Source organism: Paenibacillus sp. RC73 (assembly GCF_044908085.1).
Lineage (GTDB): Bacteria > Bacillota > Bacilli > Paenibacillales > Paenibacillaceae > Paenibacillus > Paenibacillus terrae_A.
Genome location: NZ_JBIYCV010000008.1, coordinates 236,559 through 255,858 on the forward strand (window position 1 = coordinate 236,559; position 19,300 = coordinate 255,858).

Annotated in this window: 17 protein-coding genes and 9 tRNA genes; 2 read left to right on the forward strand and 24 right to left on the reverse strand. The window is 47.7% G+C overall.

What is annotated here, in order from left to right:
- Positions 1 to 249 precede the first annotated feature (249 nt).
- The 6 genes from ABH897_RS20080 to ABH897_RS20105 form a co-directional block, all read right to left on the reverse strand.
- On the reverse strand, positions 250 to 762 hold the full coding sequence (locus ABH897_RS20080) for an adenine phosphoribosyltransferase (RefSeq protein ID WP_283652975.1): 513 nt from the start codon (positions 760 to 762) through the stop codon (positions 250 to 252).
- Positions 763 to 831: 69 nt separating this feature from the next.
- Complete coding sequence (recJ, locus tag ABH897_RS20085; RefSeq protein ID WP_283652976.1) at positions 832 to 3,228, reverse strand: single-stranded-DNA-specific exonuclease RecJ; 2,397 nt, start codon at positions 3,226 to 3,228, stop codon at positions 832 to 834.
- Between the two features lie 34 nt (positions 3,229 to 3,262).
- Positions 3,263 to 4,219: a cation diffusion facilitator family transporter gene (locus ABH897_RS20090; RefSeq protein ID WP_404521016.1), complete on the reverse strand. Its 957-nt coding sequence runs from the start codon at positions 4,217 to 4,219 to the stop codon at positions 3,263 to 3,265.
- A 132-nt stretch (positions 4,220 to 4,351) separates the two neighbouring features.
- Positions 4,352 to 5,269: a protein translocase subunit SecF gene (secF, locus tag ABH897_RS20095; protein WP_404521017.1), complete on the reverse strand. Its 918-nt coding sequence runs from the start codon at positions 5,267 to 5,269 to the stop codon at positions 4,352 to 4,354.
- Positions 5,259 to 6,515 carry a protein translocase subunit SecD gene (gene secD / locus ABH897_RS20100; RefSeq protein ID WP_283652979.1) on the reverse strand — a complete coding sequence of 419 codons (1,257 nt, stop codon included), beginning with the start codon at positions 6,513 to 6,515 and terminating at the stop codon, positions 5,259 to 5,261. Before secD ends, secF begins: the two co-directional genes overlap by 11 nt.
- Before the next feature lie 90 nt (positions 6,516 to 6,605).
- A complete protein-coding gene (locus tag ABH897_RS20105; RefSeq protein WP_013311570.1) occupies positions 6,606 to 6,863 on the reverse strand; it encodes a post-transcriptional regulator in 258 nt (85 codons plus the stop codon).
- 306 nt (positions 6,864 to 7,169) lie between these two features.
- Here ABH897_RS20105 and spoVB point away from each other — a divergent pair, with 306 nt between their 5' ends.
- On the forward strand, positions 7,170 to 8,744 hold the full coding sequence (gene spoVB / locus ABH897_RS20110) for a stage V sporulation protein B (RefSeq protein ID WP_404581322.1): 1,575 nt from the start codon (positions 7,170 to 7,172) through the stop codon (positions 8,742 to 8,744).
- A gap of 5 nt (positions 8,745 to 8,749) precedes the next feature.
- Here spoVB and ABH897_RS20115 read toward each other — a convergent pair whose 3' ends face one another.
- Complete coding sequence (locus ABH897_RS20115) at positions 8,750 to 9,529, reverse strand: YetF domain-containing protein (protein ID WP_283656314.1); 780 nt, start codon at positions 9,527 to 9,529, stop codon at positions 8,750 to 8,752.
- A 205-nt stretch (positions 9,530 to 9,734) separates the two neighbouring features.
- Here ABH897_RS20115 and ABH897_RS20120 point away from each other — a divergent pair, with 205 nt between their 5' ends.
- A complete protein-coding gene (locus ABH897_RS20120) occupies positions 9,735 to 10,124 on the forward strand; it encodes a TIGR04086 family membrane protein (protein WP_283652981.1) in 390 nt (129 codons plus the stop codon).
- 79 nt (positions 10,125 to 10,203) lie between these two features.
- Here the strand turns inward: ABH897_RS20120 and yajC are convergent, their stop codons facing one another.
- The 17 genes from yajC to ABH897_RS20205 all read right to left on the reverse strand — a co-directional run bounded on the left by yajC (position 10,204) and on the right by ABH897_RS20205 (position 19,202).
- Positions 10,204 to 10,539 carry a preprotein translocase subunit YajC gene (gene yajC / locus ABH897_RS20125; protein WP_137064049.1) on the reverse strand — a complete coding sequence of 112 codons (336 nt, stop codon included), beginning with the start codon at positions 10,537 to 10,539 and terminating at the stop codon, positions 10,204 to 10,206.
- A 35-nt stretch (positions 10,540 to 10,574) separates the two neighbouring features.
- Positions 10,575 to 11,714 carry a tRNA guanosine(34) transglycosylase Tgt gene (gene tgt / locus ABH897_RS20130; RefSeq protein WP_014282980.1) on the reverse strand — a complete coding sequence of 380 codons (1,140 nt, stop codon included), beginning with the start codon at positions 11,712 to 11,714 and terminating at the stop codon, positions 10,575 to 10,577.
- Between the two features lie 20 nt (positions 11,715 to 11,734).
- On the reverse strand, positions 11,735 to 12,763 hold the full coding sequence (gene queA, locus ABH897_RS20135; RefSeq protein ID WP_283652982.1) for a tRNA preQ1(34) S-adenosylmethionine ribosyltransferase-isomerase QueA: 1,029 nt from the start codon (positions 12,761 to 12,763) through the stop codon (positions 11,735 to 11,737).
- Positions 12,764 to 12,770: 7 nt separating this feature from the next.
- Complete coding sequence (locus ABH897_RS20140; protein ID WP_283652983.1) at positions 12,771 to 14,864, reverse strand: SpoIID/LytB domain-containing protein; 2,094 nt, start codon at positions 14,862 to 14,864, stop codon at positions 12,771 to 12,773.
- 278 nt (positions 14,865 to 15,142) lie between these two features.
- The gene (ruvB, locus tag ABH897_RS20145) at positions 15,143 to 16,150 is read right to left on the reverse strand and encodes a Holliday junction branch migration DNA helicase RuvB (protein ID WP_404592610.1); all 1,008 of its coding nucleotides are present in this window, start codon (positions 16,148 to 16,150) and stop codon (positions 15,143 to 15,145) included.
- A 50-nt stretch (positions 16,151 to 16,200) separates the two neighbouring features.
- Entirely contained in the window at positions 16,201 to 16,815 is a 615-nt protein-coding gene (ruvA, locus tag ABH897_RS20150; RefSeq protein ID WP_283652985.1) for a Holliday junction branch migration protein RuvA, read from the reverse strand.
- The gene (gene ruvC / locus ABH897_RS20155) at positions 16,812 to 17,315 is read right to left on the reverse strand and encodes a crossover junction endodeoxyribonuclease RuvC (RefSeq protein WP_014282985.1); all 504 of its coding nucleotides are present in this window, start codon (positions 17,313 to 17,315) and stop codon (positions 16,812 to 16,814) included. Before ruvC ends, ruvA begins: the two co-directional genes overlap by 4 nt.
- A gap of 234 nt (positions 17,316 to 17,549) precedes the next feature.
- A complete protein-coding gene (locus tag ABH897_RS20160) occupies positions 17,550 to 18,254 on the reverse strand; it encodes a BofC C-terminal domain-containing protein (protein WP_283652986.1) in 705 nt (234 codons plus the stop codon).
- A 118-nt stretch (positions 18,255 to 18,372) separates the two neighbouring features.
- Positions 18,373 to 18,446 (reverse strand) — tRNA-Pro (locus ABH897_RS20165).
- A 7-nt stretch (positions 18,447 to 18,453) separates the two neighbouring features.
- A tRNA-Leu gene (locus tag ABH897_RS20170) sits at positions 18,454 to 18,533 on the reverse strand.
- A 13-nt stretch (positions 18,534 to 18,546) separates the two neighbouring features.
- Positions 18,547 to 18,623, reverse strand: a tRNA-Arg gene (locus ABH897_RS20175).
- A 5-nt stretch (positions 18,624 to 18,628) separates the two neighbouring features.
- Positions 18,629 to 18,703: transfer RNA gene (locus ABH897_RS20180), tRNA-Gly, on the reverse strand.
- Between the two features lie 38 nt (positions 18,704 to 18,741).
- A tRNA-Lys gene (locus tag ABH897_RS20185) sits at positions 18,742 to 18,814 on the reverse strand.
- A 28-nt stretch (positions 18,815 to 18,842) separates the two neighbouring features.
- Positions 18,843 to 18,919, reverse strand: a tRNA-Asp gene (locus ABH897_RS20190).
- 25 nt (positions 18,920 to 18,944) lie between these two features.
- Positions 18,945 to 19,018, reverse strand: a tRNA-Met gene (locus tag ABH897_RS20195).
- Between the two features lie 30 nt (positions 19,019 to 19,048).
- Positions 19,049 to 19,124, reverse strand: a tRNA-Val gene (locus tag ABH897_RS20200).
- 6 nt (positions 19,125 to 19,130) lie between these two features.
- Positions 19,131 to 19,202, reverse strand: a tRNA-Glu gene (locus tag ABH897_RS20205).
- Positions 19,203 to 19,300 lie beyond the last annotated feature (98 nt).

Sequence of the window (19,300 nt, forward strand, 5' to 3'; positions counted from 1 at the left end):
AAATTGAAATGTACGCAATATGACCACCCCTGCCCCTTTTTATTGTTTATCGACAATTCGTTCAATTTTTTTATAACGATTTTCGTAAATGAATTGAAAGTTTATGTTAATTACATTTCTAACCAAAAACACATACCTATACAAAAATAGCCCGATGGAGCAACTCTTTTAGAAAAGAGAGGTTCCATCGAGCTATTTTTGTTATTCATGCTCAAATATTTCCCGGGAAACCCCCAGGCTTTAGAGCGCTTAGTACGTAATCAGCGTAAATACATCTACGTCAGGCAATTTCGCCCGTCCATTCAGATCAGACAGCTCTATAAGAAAAGCAGTCCCTACCACATTTCCACCAAGCTGACGTACCAAATTCACTGATGTAGCGATGGTTCCGCCTGTAGCAAGCAGATCATCCGCAATCAAAACATTTTGTCCCGGCTCAATTGCATCCTTATGCATAGCCAGCATGTCCTTGCCGTATTCCAAGCCGTATGCTTCCTCGATAGTATCACCAGGCAGCTTGCCACTTTTACGGATGGGAATAAAACCAACACCAAGCGCATAAGCCAGAGGCGCACCTACAACGAATCCACGTGCTTCAGGACCTGCAATCAGATCAATTTTCAAATCCGATACCAGTTCCTTCATATCATTGATTGCCTTGCGGTACAGTTCTCCATTTTTCATCAGGGTCGTAATATCCTTAAAACTAATCCCTGGTTGTGGAAAATCGGGAATCACCCGAATATATTCTTTGTAGTCCAACTTAGTTCCTCCTACTGTAAACTTCTAATTAGTATGTCCATCCTACATCATTGACTTTGAGGGTACGCCTCAAGACGCGCCCTTCATAAGCGACATAATCCAGCTTGTCATCTGGGTTGTATCCGCATCCAGCAAATAACGCTCCATTTCAGCCATATCATGCAATTCCTGATAACGTGGAGAAGCCGTTAAATCTCGCTTGGGTGGATTGGAAACAAAACAGAATCGCCCTTTTGTACGCGTTATAAACTCAAGCTCCTCGAAAATGTCCAGCACTTTTGATAGCATTCGTACTGAACAGGAGCATTGGCGGCTAAGGGCAGGCAGCATTGCTTTTTCGTCCACAGGCTGCGTCCCTACTCGGGAAAGCACAACGTAAATACGCTTGAACAGCTCTCTGTCCGGGCTGACGAGCCGACCGCCTCGTTCACTGACCGAATGAAGAAGAAACACATTCTCCACATCTTCAAACGTAGACCACAATGCCTGCAACTGCTCTGGCGTATCCGGTGGCTCCAACACGAACAGTGACTTTACAGAGTGCTGCGTATCCCTTCGATCATCACCGGGAGTAACGCCGCCCTCCTTATCATATACCCATATGGATTCGGCGTTCACTGGACGAGACGGACGAAGCCTGGACGATGGATGCATCACAACAGCAACGTCATTTTTTCGTTCTTCTATACGAGGATGAAAAATCTTAAGCCCCCGCTCCAGCTCAGCAAAAGGGTCCGATACTCCCCGATAATCAAAAATTTGCGGAGCCTGTACACGGATATCCTGCATCATCAGCTGGAGGGAGCGTTTGCCGTTCCACTCGTTAATAGAAAGCTCGCCCATCAGATCAAGCTCGGTTTGCTGCTGCAAAAAATCAGCCAGATCACCACGCCGGAAGGCAATCGCATCCAGCGATAATCCGTTCTGCTCCAGCAACAGCTTTACATGATTTTTCTCACGCCCCATTTTACGGGCCTCACGCAATTGAAGACCCTGTAACACGAAACGTGGAGAAGGGTTCCCCATACCAAAGGGCTGGAGTAACTCCAGTTCTTCAACCACCTGTAAAGATACCTCGTCCAGACGACAGACCATATCTGCCTCGGCTACAGGAACGAGATTGTCTGGCGTCAAAATGGAAGCGGCATAGCGATTTAACCGTTCCTCAAATAATGCCAGATTGTCGCGAGACAGCGTCATACCCGCAGCCGAAGGATGACCGCCAAAGTGCTCCATCAGGTCATGACTGTCTGTCAGAGCACTATAAATATCCAGGGCCGGAATAGAACGGGCAGACCCTTTGCACATTCCTGTCTCTGCATCTATGCCCAGAATAATGGTTGGACGATAATAGCGATCCAGCAACTTGGATGCCACAATCCCCACGACACCCACGTTCCAGCCTTCACCAGCCAATACGATGACAGACGGCAGCGTGCCTCCATTCAGCTTGGCTGCCAGCTGCTGCTCGGCTTGCTCCACAATACGTTCAACTACTTGCTGACGCTCCCGATTGAGCAGATCCAGCGCATGCGCGAGCTGATCAGCTTCTTCCTCCTGCTCTGTCGTCAAAAGGGAGACCGCCCGTCCTGCATGATCCAGACGTCCGCTGGCATTAATCCGGGGAGCCAAGGCAAATGCAATGTTGACAGAGGTCACTGTAGACATATCCACACCCGCTACACCAAGCAACGCCCGAATACCCGGAAACGCAGAGCTTCTCATAGACTGAATCCCTCTGCGTACCATCGTCCGGTTCTCACCATGTAACGGCATCAGATCAGCTACCGTACCGATAGCAGCAATTTCAAACCATTCCTCGGGTACTTCACCCAGCAGCGCCTGCGCCAGCTTTAGAGCGACACCTACACCAGCAAGACCCTTGAATGGATAGGGACAGCCAGGTAGCTTAGGATTGATCAGAGCATACGCTTCAGGAAGCACAGCAGGAGGCTCGTGATGGTCTGTAACAATAACATCTATACCCAAGGTTGCCGCATAAGCGATTTGCTCTACTGCACTAATTCCCGTATCCACTGTAATGACGAGCGTAACCCCCTGCTGGTTAGCCCAATCAAGGGCATGATTGTGCAGTCCATATCCCTCATTGGAGCGGTGCGGAATATAAATATCATACGAAGCTTTCAGGAAGCGCATAAGCTGAATCATCAATGACGTACTGGATACCCCGTCCGCATCATAATCACCATAAATTAATATGTGTTCGCCACGTTCTAGCGCCTGACGGATCCTCGGCACTGCCTCTTTCATGCCCAGGAGCAGAAAAGGGTCGTGTATGTCGTCTGCACTCCCGTACAAAAAACGGTTTGCTTCCCCGGCCGTAGTGACACCCCGATTCACTAAAAGCCGGGACAACAATGGTGAAATCCCCAGCTCTTCCGTCAACGGCTGAGCCGCTTCCAGGCTAACCTCCGGGGTCTTCCATCGGTACTGCGAATGAAGCAATCCTATTCACCTTTCTTTCATAGTCGCCCTGTTATTATTGCAGCAAGGACGACACATCATTATCCGGTAGTTCATGATTAGACTTGTAAGGATACCCGGCTTGATAAGAAACGAACTGCATCTGTACATGGGTCACCTGCGGAAAACGCGCCAGTAGCAGATTTTTTGCCCGATCAGCAATTTCCTGCGCTTCTTGCACGGTAATCCGGGGATTCACGCTAATGATTACATCCACAGTTATAAAATGACCTGCTTCCTGTGCATGCAGATGCTCAACTGTTACGATACCATGTACCCGCTGTATCGTCTCCATAAAGCGTTGTGAGTCTTCCTCACGCAGAGGTTGTGCAGGAGCCGAATAGGCGGTATTCAGTACCATCAGATATCCTTTACGCAACACCAGACAGGCTACCAGCAACGCAGCGGTCGGGTCAAGATATAATAATGCAGGCCACTCCATCGCTTCGCCTGTCATTGCCCCAATCATGCCGATCAAAGCAATCAGCGACGCATAAAGCGAATACCGTTCATGATTAGCGTACAAATCTGCTTCAGCCTTATGACCATGTTTAATGGAGTAGCGGTATTGAAACTGAAACAGCGACTCTCTCAGTACCAAAGCAATGAAAGCGGTAATTAGTGCATACAGACCTGGAGCCTGCGGATCTGGACTGCTTAAAGTACGAACAGCCGATATGCCCAATTGAAGACCACTCATTAGAACCAATATAGCCAGTACTACCGATATGACAGTCCGGACTTTTTCACCGTTTCGCAACCGTGCCAGTATACCATTCTCTGCTGCACCTTTGGAAAACAAAAGCTCCTGCAAACGGGAAGCACTATCCGCAGCCGTGTGCAGCGCATCACCCATCAACGCTTTGCTGTTTGCCGCATAACCGACGGTTCCCTTTAGAACAGCCAGTGCAAGATTGCCCACAATCCCGCTCCACGCCGCAGTTTCCAATGATCGGCTGCGTTCGCTATTCACAACGTCTCCCCCTCAATCCTGAACTGACAATTTCCCGGTAATGCTCCATTTCAAATTCTCCAAACCTTAGAAAACCGCGCCCATACAGACGCGGCTTTCTCTTTAATTCATACTGCTGATGTTAAGCATAATTTAAGACTTTGCAGTCTTGGCAGCACCACCGCCTGCTGCCGGAGACTTTTGTTTTCCTTTCAAAGCTACCCACAACGGGCTGGCAATGAAGATGGAAGAATAAGCACCGAACAACAAACCAATAACCATCGCAAGCGAGAACATCCGAATCGACTCGCCGCCAAAAATGAACAAGCACAAGGAGGCAATAAACACAGTAAACACCGTTGCAAGTGAACGAGTCATCGTCTGTGCAATACTGTGATCGACCACCTGTTCCAAGTCGTCCCTGGACTTCTTCTTCGCAAATCGTAAATTCTCCCGAATACGGTCAAAAATAACGACGGTGTCATTGATGGAGAAGCCAACAATCGTCAGAATTGCCGTAATAAAGGTCAAATCCACCTCAAGTCGGAAGATGGAGAAAATACTGATAACGAGAAATGCATCATGCAACAGCGAAACAATTGCTGCAATGGCAAACCGCCATTCAAACCGGATCGAGATATAGACAGCGATGGCTACACAGGCCAGCAAAATTGCCCATATTGCATTTCGCTCCAGCTCTTGCGCCATTTCCGTATCCACCGTATTAACCTCAAAGGATGCCTTTGGATCAAGCTCTTTATTGAAAGATGTTTTAAAATCATTCACTTGCTGATCCGTCAATACCTGCGAAAAGCGAATACCAAAGCGCTCTTTACCCGGCGTATAATCCACCTCTTTGCCAATACCTTTCTTGTCCAGCAAAGTTTGAATCTGTTCCTGTGTAACTGCTTTGGTCAAATTGACATCCACATTGGAACCGGAACGGAAATCAACACCGTAATTCATACCGAAAATCGACAAGCTCAAAATACCAAGCAGCGTGATAATAATCGAAAACGTGTAAAACCACTTGCTCATCTTGATATATTTAAAGTCCCAATTAAAGCGCACTGATATCACTCTCCTTCACACCAAAATACTTGGGCTTCTTCACAGCATCCGCTTTAACCAGCAGATTGAGCAAGAAACGAGAGAAGAAGATATTCGTCAAAATACTGGTGACAATATCAACGATGAGCACCAGAGCGAAACCTCTAACCGAGCCTGTTCCCAGACCAAACATAACAGCAGCCGCTATAATGGTTGTAATATTGGCATCCATAACGGTACGGAACGAGGCTTTACTACCTGCGATGACAGAAGAACGAATCGTTTTACCTGTCTTGATTTCTTCTTTAATCCGCTCATACGTAATGATATTGGCATCGACCGCCATCCCGATCCCCAGCACGAACGCTGCGATACCCGGAAGCGTGAGTACAAACCCGCCTAAGTAGAAGATGGCAAGCACCAGCCAGGTATGAACGATGAGACAGAAGCTGGCAACCAGTCCCGGTACACGGAACATCAAAATCATGAATACCAAAATAATGATCGAACCAATCAAACCGGCACGGATCGTCTGGTCCAGTGACAATTGGCCCAGTGTAGCGCCTACACTCTGAGAATATTTTTCCGTCAGTTTGAGCGGAAGCGCACCCAGGTTAATCGTATCGGCCAGCTTGTTCGCTTCATCACGAGTATAGTTACCTGTGATCGATGCGCTGCCATCCGTCAGTTCTCCACGTACCGTAGGGGCGGAGAGTAATTCCTGATCCAGGAAAATAGCCAACTCTTTGTTCAGAAGTCGCTTTGTAATTTCAGCAAACTTGGCTTTGTCTTTCACTTTGATACTAATTTCAGGTTGGTTCAGCTGGTCAAAGCCGACAACAGCGCCGTTCTCCACAAAATCATTACCGCGAAGCTCAACTTTGCTGAATTGGCCCGGCTTTTTAGCATCCGCTGCCGTTGCACTGCGGAACGTCAGCTCGGCAGGCTTTTTCAGCATGGAGCGGACTTCTGCCTCATTGGAGACACCAGCAAGCCGCACACGAATACGGTTGGTGCCCTCCGTTGTTACTTCCGGCTCAGTCGTACCGAGCGCATTAATCCGTCTCTCCAGACTTTGAGCTGTTTGTATGAGAGACTGTCTGGTTACACTCTGCCCGGCTTCCAAAGGCTGGGCTTCATATAAAATTTCAAAGCCTCCCTTTAAATCGAGGCCTAGTTTTAAACTGTTCAGCAGGCCCGGGCTTGTCCCGACCATAACACCAGTGGTTATGAGCACGACCACGATGAAACTTAGAATTCTCTTCATTCCGTCCCATGTTCCCCTTTCATTCTCAATATTCCTATTATAGCTACCCCTCAAAAAGCAGTCAATTTGAACGCAAAAAAAGACCCCCTTCTATTCGAAAGTGGAGCCCCGTAATGCGGACATTGTCAAATAGTTCATAAAGCTCGTCGCTTTAAGGGAAAGTATATCGTTAACGAGCTTGTGCAGCGGAGGAATACCCTCCTTTTCATATTTATGGCTGACACAATTCCAGACGTCCTTGCTTGTGACATGCTCATAGCCTACGAGAATCAACTCGTCCGCCTTGCTTTGACACAGCATCTCAATTGCGTCATCCCAATCCTGCTCATCCAGCTCTTCCATACCCACGATGGCCGTTCCTCCTCCCAGCGACTCCGGTTCCGCAGATCAGAAATTAGCGGGTTATTGACTGCTTTATAGAACATTTCTGCCCTGATCCTGGAAAACCCTTCTTTTTCGTCGAAAATAGCCGTAAATCAACAATATATGCATTCATTTCGATCGTCAATAGCAGAATTCACCACTCCCCCTCTGGTTGTTCTGATCCCTCTGCTTTCATTCGGAAAAGCTTGTCATGAACATGGACAGGTCTGGCATATCTTTTAAAGTAACACATAGACGCGGAATTCATTTTTGGGGAAGAGGGAGTTGCGATTGAAAAAGCAGACATTCATCCATGGAGCAATTATTTTATTAGCGGCTGGAATTATCAATCGGCTGCTGGGTTTTATTCCGCGAATCGCGCTCCCGCGTATTATCGGTCCCGAAGGAGTCGGCTTGTACCAACAGGGGTATCCCTTTTTTATCGTGCTGGTAACCCTTATTACCGGGGGGATACCGCTTGCCGTAGCCAAGCTTGTAGCCGAATCTGAAACGGCAGGTCAGCCCGAAATGTCACGGCGTATTTTGCACACAAGCCTGCGTTTCACCGTTACACTCAGCCTGCTTGCCATGGTGCTCTGTCTTCTCTTTGCCCCCTGGATTACAAGCCACCTGCTGACAGACAGCCGTGTTTATTATACATTTGTCAGCATGAGTCCGATGATTGTTATTGTTGCTGTTTCCTCTGCCTACAGAGGCTATTTTCAGGGAAAACAAAATATGATTCCGTCCGCAAGCTCCTCCATTGCCGAGACTGTCATGCGCATTTTTTGCGTCATCTGGTTTGCTTATCTGCTCCTTCCGCATGGCGTAGCCTATGCTGCTGCGGGGGCGATGCTCGGTGCGCTGGCGGGTGAACTCATTGGCATGATTGTTCTTCTATGGCAATACAAGTGGAACCAGCAAAAAGGTCATATCCCCCTACAACCGGAAGTTTCTCCATCTTCAGGTGCTCATTCCGAACAACCGTCTGTGTTGTCACGACTTCTGTCTATATCGGTTCCCGTAACAGCCGGAAGACTTGTGGGATCGTTGTCCTATTTGCTCGAATCTATTCTATGTATGCGCAGCCTGGCCGTAGCAGGTATTGCCACCGGAGTGGCAACCGCCCAATACGGGGCCATGCAGGGTATGGTCATTCCTGTGTTATTACTACCCGGTGTCCTCACCAGTTCACTGGCTGTTTCCCTTGTACCTTCTTTATCCGAAGCTGCTGCCAAGGGACAAATGACAGCCATTCATAAGCGATTGCATCAATCCCTTCGGCTTGCTTTAGTTGCAGGAGCCCCATTTGCTGTCATTATGTACGTATTGGCTGAGCCTCTGTGCCTGCTCCTCTACAACAATGGCGACATTGCGGGCATGCTTAAGCTCATGGCTCCTTTTGCTCTTTTCATGTACATTCAGGCCCCGCTTCAGGCAACACTTCAGGCTCTGGATCGTCCCGGAAGCGCCTTATTCAATACCTTTGTCGGAGCCGTTATCAAAATCGTGCTTATCGTCTGGCTTGCTTCCCAGCCTCAATACGGTATTTATGGAGCTGTTATTGCCATTTGTATCAACAGTTCCATAGTCACTCTTTTGCATGGCTTCAGTGTAAGCAGACTACTTCGGTTTAGAGTGCGGCTGCTTGATTTCTGGAAAACCGGAGTCGGCATGATTATCATGGCGGCTGCCGTCTTATATGCTTACAGACATCTAACGGTTTTCAGTCAAATGTGGCTGCAATTTCTTTTCGCCGCAGGCTTAGGCATTATTCTGTACCTTTTTCTAATGACTCTGATCAAAATGATTGACTGGGACAATCTCAATCGTATCCCCATCCTGAGAAGATGGTTTAAGGCATAGCAGGCTTAATCCGAGGATTCCCCAAAGGCAGGCGGCGTAATATATACATCGCCTTTATGGTTAACCGAGCACAAGAAAACATCCTTAAAATCTTTATGTCCTTGAGCTTGAATCTGATTTTTAAGCCAAAAACGGTTCATATCCATACGCTCCAAATTTCGATCCAGCACTTTGCCATCCATAATCAACGGAATGGGAAGGCCTTCATATCTAAACTTCCCGCCGATTTGAGGCGAAGGATGGACTTTATTCTCTTGTTGATCGTTGTTTATCAAATTCGTTTGTTCTAAATTTGGTTTCTGCTTTTCAGATTCACTATCTCCAACGTCATCATCTTTACTTATGACCGTGAGCTTGCCTGTCGTTTCCAAAATAACGTATTCTACATCGTCCAAGCCTTCGATATTTTGTTCCCGAAGTTGTAACAGCAGATCATCTAAATTGTAGCGTTGCTTCAGCATTTCTTCCCTGTTTATTTGTCCATTGGAGAACAATACACTGGGCTTACCATCGAACAGCAGCCGCAGACGCCGACTTTTAAGACTGAAATACGAAATGCCGATCTGCAAAATCAGAAGCACGCCCAAAGGAATCAATCCTTCATACAACGGACGTTTTATATCTTCCAAACTGAATACAGCGATTTCCGCAATCATAATGGATATCACGAGGTCAAAAACAGATAATTTTCCGATCTCCCGTTTACCCATTAAGCGCATAACCAGAAATACAATAAAATACATGAGCAACGTTCGAAATATATGTGCAAAAATATCGTGACCCAACATGTCGCCTCCTCTCCTGTACTTGCGACAAGACATTCGCCGTTCATTGTACACGTATTCTGACCGTTTCTCATATCAACCATACAAAAAACAAAAGGTTAAATTATTCAAATAAAGACAAAGACTGCTTACGACTTGGTACTAAGCCGGGAGGCTTGGCCATAGAATTATAATAGTTCAAACCTTGGTACAGGAGGAATTATCAATGGAGCTCATTCGCCGCTGGTGTTCGTTTCGTCTGGCCCATCCCATTTTATCCGGCTTGTTTTATGCTTTTGCATGGATGCTGCTGGGCGCATTTATCCTTTCGCTACTCTTGTGGCTGACACAGATGCAGGAACAGGATTTATCGTTGTATACGTACATCGTTCATGCATTCGCCATGGTATCCGGCGGCTTCGTCGCCGGTAAAAGATCTACGAACAAAGGCTGGTATCAAGGCGGTATTACAAGCATCCTGTATGGGCTAATCGTGCTGCTGGTCGGTTTTCTGGCACTGGATGCAGGCATGAACGCCAAGGATCTTTTGCATCTGGGAATTGCCTTTATCATTGGAGCCGGGGGCGGGATGTTTGGGATTAACCTGAGCAGATAATCAAAATGTATGTGGCGAAACAACACAAAAAACCGAGCCCTTCTCAAAGGCTCGGTTTTTGCATGGTTATGCTAATATTCTATGATTTGGAAACAACTTCCTCGGAAGCAGCATCTTTTGCAATCGCATTGCTGATCGCGCTGCGATCAAAGGTTAGCTTCGTAACATCATTCACACGCAAAACGACCACATCATCCGTAATCTCCATAATTGTACCGTGAAGACCTCCGATTGTAATCACTTTATCACCCTTTTTCAAGGCTTGAAGCATCGTTTGACGCTGCTTCTGTTTTTTCTGATTCGGACGAATCAGCAAGAAATAGAAGATTACAAACATCAGAGCCAGTGGCCAAATCATTTGAAAAAGCCCCCCAGCTCCACCGGGTGCAGCTGCAGCTGTAGCAAATTGAAACATATTAAATCCCCCTTTCGTATACTCTCCCCTAAAACTTAAAAACCTTTATCATTATCATGAAGACCGTACTGCTCAAAAAATTCATCGCGGAAATCAAGCAGTCTGTCATCCATAATCGCTTGTCTGACATTGCGCATCAATTGAATTAAGAAATGCAAATTATGATACGTTGTCAGTCGGAGCCCGAAGGTTTCATCCGCTTTAATCAAGTGTCGTAAGTAAGCACGTGAATAATTACGACAGGTATAGCAATCACAAGCCGGATCAAGCGGGCCGAAATCTCTTGCATATTGGGCATTGCGAACGACAAGACGGCCTTGGCTGGTCATCGTTGTCCCGTTGCGAGCAATTCGTGTTGGAAGTACGCAATCAAACATATCCACACCACGGATAGCGCCTTCAATTAAGGCATCCGGAGAACCTACGCCCATCAAATAGCGTGGCTTGTTAGTGGGAAGCAGAGGAAGCGTATAATCCAGCACTTCATACATCAAATGCTTCGGTTCACCTACGCTCAGTCCACCAATAGCATACCCCGGGAAATCCATGGAAGTCAAATCCGCCGCGCTCTGCTTGCGCAGATCTTCATGCATCCCTCCCTGAACAATAGCAAACAACCCTTGATCATGAGGACGCGCATGCGCCTCCAGACAGCGCTCAGCCCAACGGCTGGTGCGTTCCAACGACTTTTTCACATACTCATATTCAGCCGGAAAAGGAGGACATTCATCAAAGGCCATCATAATATCCGAGCCGAGCGAGTTTTGAATTTCCATTGCCACTTCTGGCGAAAGAAACTTCTTATCTCCATTCAAATGAGAGCGAAAATGAACGCCCTCCTCCGTAATTTTACGCATTTCACTCAATGAAAACACTTGAAACCCGCCGCTGTCCGTTAAAATAGGACGATCCCAGTTCATAAACTTGTGCAGCCCACCCGCTTCACGAATAATATCGTGACCAGGACGAAGAAACAGATGGTACGTATTACTCAAAATAATTTGAGCATCCATCTCTTTCAGTTCCTCAGGACTCATCGTTTTAACTGTAGCTTGTGTCCCTACAGGCATAAAGGTTGGTGTCTCAATAACCCCGTGAGGTGTATGCACACGCCCGAGACGGGCTCCCGATTGCTTGCAGGTTTTAATATGTTCGTATCTTATTGCTGGTGCCATATTTTCTCTACCATCCTTAATTAATAAATGAACATTGCGTCCCCAAAGCTGAAAAACCGATATTCCTGGTCAATCGCCTCCTGGTAAGCATGCATAATATTCTCCCTGCCCGCCAGTGCGCTGACCAGCATAACCAATGTGGATTTAGGCAAATGAAAATTCGTAATCATCGCATCTACCACACGGAATTCATAACCTGGATAAATGAAAATCTGCGTCCAGCCGCTGCTGGCCTGTAATAGTCCGTCACCGAATGTATTGCCCACCGTCTCCAGCGTCCGACAACTGGTTGTCCCCACCGCCACGACTCTTCCGCCACGCGCTTTGGTTTCATTCAGCACATCTGCCGTTTCCTGTGACAATGAGTAATATTCTTCATGCATCACATGCTCCTCAATCGTATCCACAGACATGGGTCTGAACGTTCCTAAACCGACGTGAAGGGTGACAAAAGCAATGGAAACACCCTTTTCTCTAATTCGGTCCAGCAATTCCTCTGTAAAATGCAATCCTGCGGTTGGAGCCGCAGCTGAGCCTTCATGCCGGGCATAAACCGTCTGATAACGCTCACGGTCATCCAGTTGCTCCTTGATATACGGTGGAAGCGGCATTTGCCCAAGACGATCCAATATCTCCTGAAAAATACCTTCATATGAGAATGAAAGCACTCTTCCGCCCATATCGCCTTCTTCCTCAATGACCGCCTTCAGCTCATCACCGAAAACGATGACCGCGCCCTTTTTAAGCTTCTTGCCGGGTTTTACCAATGCTTCCCATCGGTCACCCTCCAGTTGCTTGAGCAGTAACACCTCGGCCTTAGCTCCCGTGTCTTCCTTGATACCAAACAAGCGTGCAGGAATCACTCGCGTATCATTTAGCACCAGCGTATCGCCCGGTTGAAGATACTGCACAATATCTGAAAATGTATGATGATCCACTTCACCGCTACCCTTGTTCAACGTCAGCAGTCTGGAAGCACTTCGATCAAGCAAAGGCGTCTGTGCAATTAATGTTTCAGGTAATTCAAAATCGTAATCGTTTACGTTCATATATTGGTCAGTCCTTAACTATATCCACATTTTTGTAATAGTGTTGCAAAATTTTCTTGTAATCATACCCCTGATCAGCCAAACCGTTGGCTCCCCATTGTGACAAGCCCAAACCGTGACCATTCCCTTTGCCTGTAAAAATAAAGCTCTGCGTTTTGTCGATGACTCGCGCATGACGATCTTCATTCATGACGATCACCCCGTTACCACCGGAAGTGCTGCTCCCTGATGCCGACAGGATTGTAGTTCCCTGTGCACCATTTACATGAGTAGTAGCCCCATCAGCGCCTAATACAGTATAACTGCCGGTACTCGCAATATCAAACAGCGTGCTCGGCAATCCGCCCATCGCTGAACGATACATATCAGGATACTTCACCTTTAAAGGCGATCCGTTCGCTTCAACCTCCAGCACTCGTCCAGACGGACCGCGTTTGGTGACATCGAGATGGTCAATAGAGGACGGTACTGTGCCCGTTACTTTCCCTTGCAAGGATTTTACAAGCTGAGCAGCCGTAAAGGGTCCCCGCACCCATGCGTAGTCTCCAGATTGAGGTACCTTTTCCAATACAATCATTTCTTCACCCGGTTGTACCTTGGCTACTGCTGTCACGTTTGATTGAATTTGAGGAATGGGACGCACATTGGTATTTTCAGCAGTCACGGTGACCTTGTCTAGCCCCGCCTCTGTGACTCCCTCCAGCTCCTTAACGTTATCTTCTCGGATATAGCCTGTCTTTCCGCTCGAGAGAAGCACGTGATACCACTCCTGTGCTCCTTTTTGCGCCGAAGTATCTCCAGAGCTATCTACGCTGGCAAACGCTTCGCCGCCACTGTTCCACACCTCGGAAGCATCCGCTGTAACGCCGCCCGCATTGGACGAAAATACAGCTTCAACCACCTTGCCACCACTTTTAATCACTTCACCAGCGGTTGCATCTACAGCCTCGCTAACATTTGCATGCTCCGAGCCTTTGCCGTTATAAGCCTGGCTTAACGTTCCATCCACCACGTTCCCGATCTGAAAACGATTGCCTTGGGCAAGCGCATAGCTGCGAGCCGCTACCGCTTGTGCCTTGAGCGCTTCACCCGGCCATGAGGAATAGACTTCAGCTCCTACCACGGAATACAAATACTGCTCCAACGGCACTTCGTTTACTAGCGCTAGCTGTCCTGACGTCATGCCAATCTCCATGTCTCCACGATATGTACGCTGTGATCTCTCAACCACTTGAATTCCATCGTTGCCTCCGTTGACAATAACCTTGCTATTATCAGAACCACTCAGCACGTAATGAGTCATCACCTGAGAGCCTGTCGTTACTCCTGCTTCCTGTCTCACAATCAGTCCAGTTTGAGTAGCGTTGACTTTAGAGAGGGTGAGTCGCGGTTGCTTGCTTTCCAGTTCTGTTTTCAAAGCGGACAACTTGCTGTCATTACTCTCTTCACCGATCCATACAGCATATTGACCTCTCGATTGAACTACGGTAAAAGCATCAAAACCTGCGGCAGCAATCGTCGTTCGGACGAGATTGGCCTCTTGCTCACTGCCATAGTTCCCTGTAGACCAATGCTTGTTCCCCGTAACTTCGGCCTGTGCTCCAGCTGCAGTAGAAATGCGCTGTACAGCGGCCTGCGCCGCCTGCTCACTCGCATATATTCCCGCATACACCTGATAGACGGAGCTACCGTTTTTCGAGCCAATAAAAACCGTCGGTTTATCATTGGTCTTCTGCAACACTTGAGCCGCTTTTATCGCAGCCGCTTCATTACCTTCAAGTACCTTCACCCGATAGCTGTCTACACTAAAGCGTGCTGTGCTGTCCGGAAGTCTCGTCCAGGCCTGAAAGCTGCCCCCACTGTTTTGTCCGACACTCAAACCCCCTGATGATTTCAAGGTAACAGCGGGTGTAGTCGCTTTATATTTGCTGCCCAGATCCGCAAAGATCACTACACGAATATCCTCTTGGGTGGCAGCGGCGTGAACAGTCGGATACCAAGGCAGGCAAACTACAGCTAATACTATAGCCGCTATTGCCCGTTTGGCCCGACCCGCCCATGTGCCGAAAATTGTGTTTTGATTCAACGCCTTTTCACTCATTTCTGGCTCCCCCATTTCTGGCTGTCATAGCACGCATACTGCATGATTTGGCGGGAACTTGACTCATACCTGTCCCTTTTAATACATCGGCGAAATACGGCTAAACTTGAACCCGCTCAAATCATAATTCACGCACTCTCTTTTTCCATACCATTCGTCTCACAATATCATACGAGTACATAGCCCTGTAATCACGTTAAGAACTAATTTCAGCTACATTTTTCTGTGTATGAGGCGATACTGCCTGTTCTCATGTGATAAAAGTACACACTCCCTGCTCACCGTGAATCCATTGGCATGGGAATTCCGAGGTGAGCATAGGCCGCCGGAGTCACCATCCGTCCCCGCGGCGTTCTTTGCAGAAGGCCGATTTGCAACAAATATGGCTCATACACATCCTCGATCGTCTGACTTTCTTCGCCAATGGTCGCTGCAATTGTATCCAATCCCACAGGTCCGCCACGGAATGAATGAATCATCGCCTTAAGCATTTTATGGTCAATTTCATCCAGTCCGCGCGGATCAATTTGCAATCTCTTCAACGCCTCTGCGGCCAGCTCCGAATGAATAATACCGTCTCCTGCAACTTGGGCAAAATCACGTACCCTTTTTAACAGCCGATTCGCAATCCGTGGTGTCCCCCGTGAACGCAATGCAATTTCCTCGGCCGCATCCCCGACAATCTCAGTCTCCATAATATCTGCGTTCCTTGATACGATGTAGGCCAGCTCGTCTGTCGTATAGAACTCCAACCGACTAATGACACCAAATCGGTCACGCAACGGCGCAGAAAGCAGCCCAGCGCGCGTAGTAGCCCCTATAAGCGTAAAGGGCGGCAAATCCAGACGAACCGAACGCGCACTCGGGCCTTTACCAATCATAATGTCCAGAGCAAAATCCTCCATTGCCGGATACATGACTTCTTCCACCGTACGGTGCAGGCGATGTATCTCGTCAATGAACAAAACATCGCCCTCTTGAAGATTAGTCAGCAACGCCGCCAGGTCCCCAGGTCTTTCAATTGCCGGGCCTGAGGTCGTGCGTAAATTAACACCAAGCTCATTGGCGATAATATTGGCGAGCGTCGTTTTGCCCAATCCAGGCGGGCCGTACAGCAGCACATGATCCAGCGCCTCTTTACGCATTTTGGCCGCTTCAATATATATTTTCAAATTTTCTTTTACCTGATTTTGCCCGATATATTCATTCAGATAACGGGGGCGAAGGCTTAGCTCCGCCGTCTGGTCTTCCATCATCAAATTGGCGGAAATAATCCGGTCATCCATATTCCATCGCTCCTCCTTTTCATCAGACTTCTTTAACGGACATCATCGTCCTATCCGGCAAACAACAGTTGCAAAGCCCGTTTCATTAAAATATCGGCAGATTCATCAGGTTTCGCATCTTTCTTCATTTTGCTCCATACCTTATCAAGCTCTGCATCTGTGTAGCCCAACGCCTTGAGCGCTTCTCGTGCCTCGCTCCAATAGGAACCCTCGCCCTCTTCCACGACAGGCTCCGCAAACAATCCCGTAGCAATGCCGATTGAACCGATGCCATCCAGCTTATCCTTCAAATCCAGAATCATGCGCTGTGCTGTCTTTTTACCGATACCAGGCAGTTTGGTGAGAAATGCGATGTTCTCCTGATAGATTGCCGTTACCACATGAGTAGGTGTACCGCCTCCCAAGATGCCTAGCGCCACACGCGGCCCAATGCCGGATACATCAATCAGCTTACGGAACAACTGCTGTTCCTCACGAGTCGCAAACCCGAACAGTAAAGTGGCATCGTCCCTTACATGATGATGAATATAGATGACAATCGGCCCTTCCGTTTTGGCAAAGGCATAAGGATTCGGACAAAATACCCGGTACCCGACACCCTGCACATCCAAAACGACATATTCATTTTCCAAGTGAGCCACAGAACCACGCAAGAAATCTATCATTTTCGCAATACCTCATTTAACTTTGAATTTAGTCCATATGAATGCGCATGACAAATAGCCACTGCCAAAGCATCCGCCACATCATCCGGTTTGGGCACAACTTGAAGCTTCAGAAACATTCTAACCATTTCCTGTACCTGCTTCTTCTCAGCCTTTCCATAACCTACAATAGCCTGTTTCACCTGCATAGGCGTATATTCCCCTATAGGCAGACCACGCTGTTTCGCAGCCAGCACCAGCACACCACGCGCCTGACTCACAGACATTGCGGTTGTTACGTTACGATTAAAAAAAAGCTTCTCCAGCGCTACCGCATCAGGCTTATATTTATCAATCAATTGCAGCATGCCTTCATACACATGAAGCAACCGCTCTTCTTCCGGTGTATGGGCCTCCGTCTGGATGCAGCCATATTGAACAGGAACCACCTTACTGCCAATCTTGTCCACAAATCCAAAGCCCACAATTGCAATACCCGGATCAATTCCTAGAAAACGCAAAAAAATCTCTCCCCTATCGCCAAAATACGGAGTTAACTAGCCATCAACGATCAATATCAAAGCCATAATCATTGCCAAATAGTAAACAAAGCGAACATATGTGTCGTTCATTTCATTATAACAAAACTTTGCATCTAATAGAGTAAAAAGTTTAACTTTAAGTTCAGCACAAAAAAAGAGACGTTGTACGCCTCACCCCCCGGGCAAAGCCACACGCCTCCCACTTGCATGTAATCAATATTGCTGCTTCAATACCCGCTGTGTTCGTTCCACCGCAAAATCACCAAAAGTGGAGATCACGCTGTTGTATTCGTTCATATCCTGCACACGGATTCCCTGCTGGAGCTGCTCATACACTCCCTCGGGCAGAGCCGTTTCCATTGATCCCACATCCAGCTGAAAGAAAGTCCGAATTACTTTTTCTTTTTTAGGCGGTCCTTCAAACAAAGTAAGCTGTCCATCCATACTAATACCCATGTAGGCGTGCTGTTTACATAACTCCGACAAATCCTCCACTTTACGCTCCAGCCACACCTCGCCCCTGGAATTGAACCGTCCCTTCCAATCGGGATGCTGCTTCAGCAAACTCTCTAACTGCTGCGAACTTAACGTTCCCAAGGAAAGTGTCTCTGTGCCACACACATAGGTAGTTAACAAATGAGTCTTTCTGCTGATGCCAGAAGCACGGATACTTTGCAATACCTGCACCTGCGAGGAATGCACTTCAGCCTGACTCGTGTGTGAAGGCTCCTCCGTATCAACGTCCGCCATAACGGTAGTAGCAAGGGACTGTGACAGCATAGTCTGCATATAACGTGAAAACAGGATACCTAAACCTGCCAGCAAACAAGCCGATCCAAAAATAGTACAGGCCCACACCGTTCTTCTCCAGTGCTTCCAGCGTCGTTTAATTTGTTTTTTCCAGCTTAATCGCTTCACAGTAATCCCTTCCGTCCCACTTTTTGTGTTAGTGTGACCTGACGATTACTGATTTATACAAAAAAAGACAAAAAATATAACAAAAAAAGCCGCTTCTTCAAGCGACTTTCCTTTTGAATCGGGATGACACGATTTGAACATGCGACCCCCTGGTCCCAAACCAGGTGCTCTACCAAGCTGAGCTACATCCCGAAATACATGCCGGTGAGAGGACTCGAACCTCCACGGTTTCCCTCACGATTTTGAGTCGCGCGCGTCTGCCAATTCCGCCACACCGGCTTATGAAGTTAAATGGCGCGCCCTGAGAGATTCGAACTCCCGGCCTTTTGATTCGTAGTCAAACGCTCTATCCAGCTGAGCTAAGGGCGCAAATATGGAGCGGACGACGGGAATCGAACCCGCGACCCTCGCCTTGGCAAGGCGATGCTCTACCGCTGAGCCACGTCCGCAATACAATGATATCCATGACATATAAATTCATGAATGATGAGCCATGAAGGGCTCGAACCTTCGACACCCTGATTAAAAGTCAGGTGCTCTACCAACTGAGCTAATGGCTCCCAACAGAGTAATATAACTTTGTAAAAATGGCGGAACTGACGGGATTCGAACCCGCGATCTCCTGCGTGACAGGCAGGCATGTTAGGCCTCTACACCACAGTTCCAAAAGGATTTCCTTAGGGAAATTAATTGCGGGGACAGGATTTGAACCTGTGACCTTCGGGTTATGAGCCCGACGAGCTACCGAACTGCTCCACCCCGCGATAATATTAGGGAATTCTATATAGTGAAAATGGTGGAGGCTGAGGGGCTCGAACCCCCGACCCTCTGCTTGTAAGGCAGATGCTCTCCCAGCTGAGCTAAGCCTCCATATTATGACCCGTAGGGGAATCGAACCCCTGTTACCTCCGTGAAAGGGAGGTGTCTTAACCGCTTGACCAACGGGCCTTAACAATAAATAATATCTGGCGGAGAGAGAGGGATTCGAACCCTCGAGACGCTTTTGGCGCCTACACGATTTCCAATCGTGCTCCTTCGGCCAACTC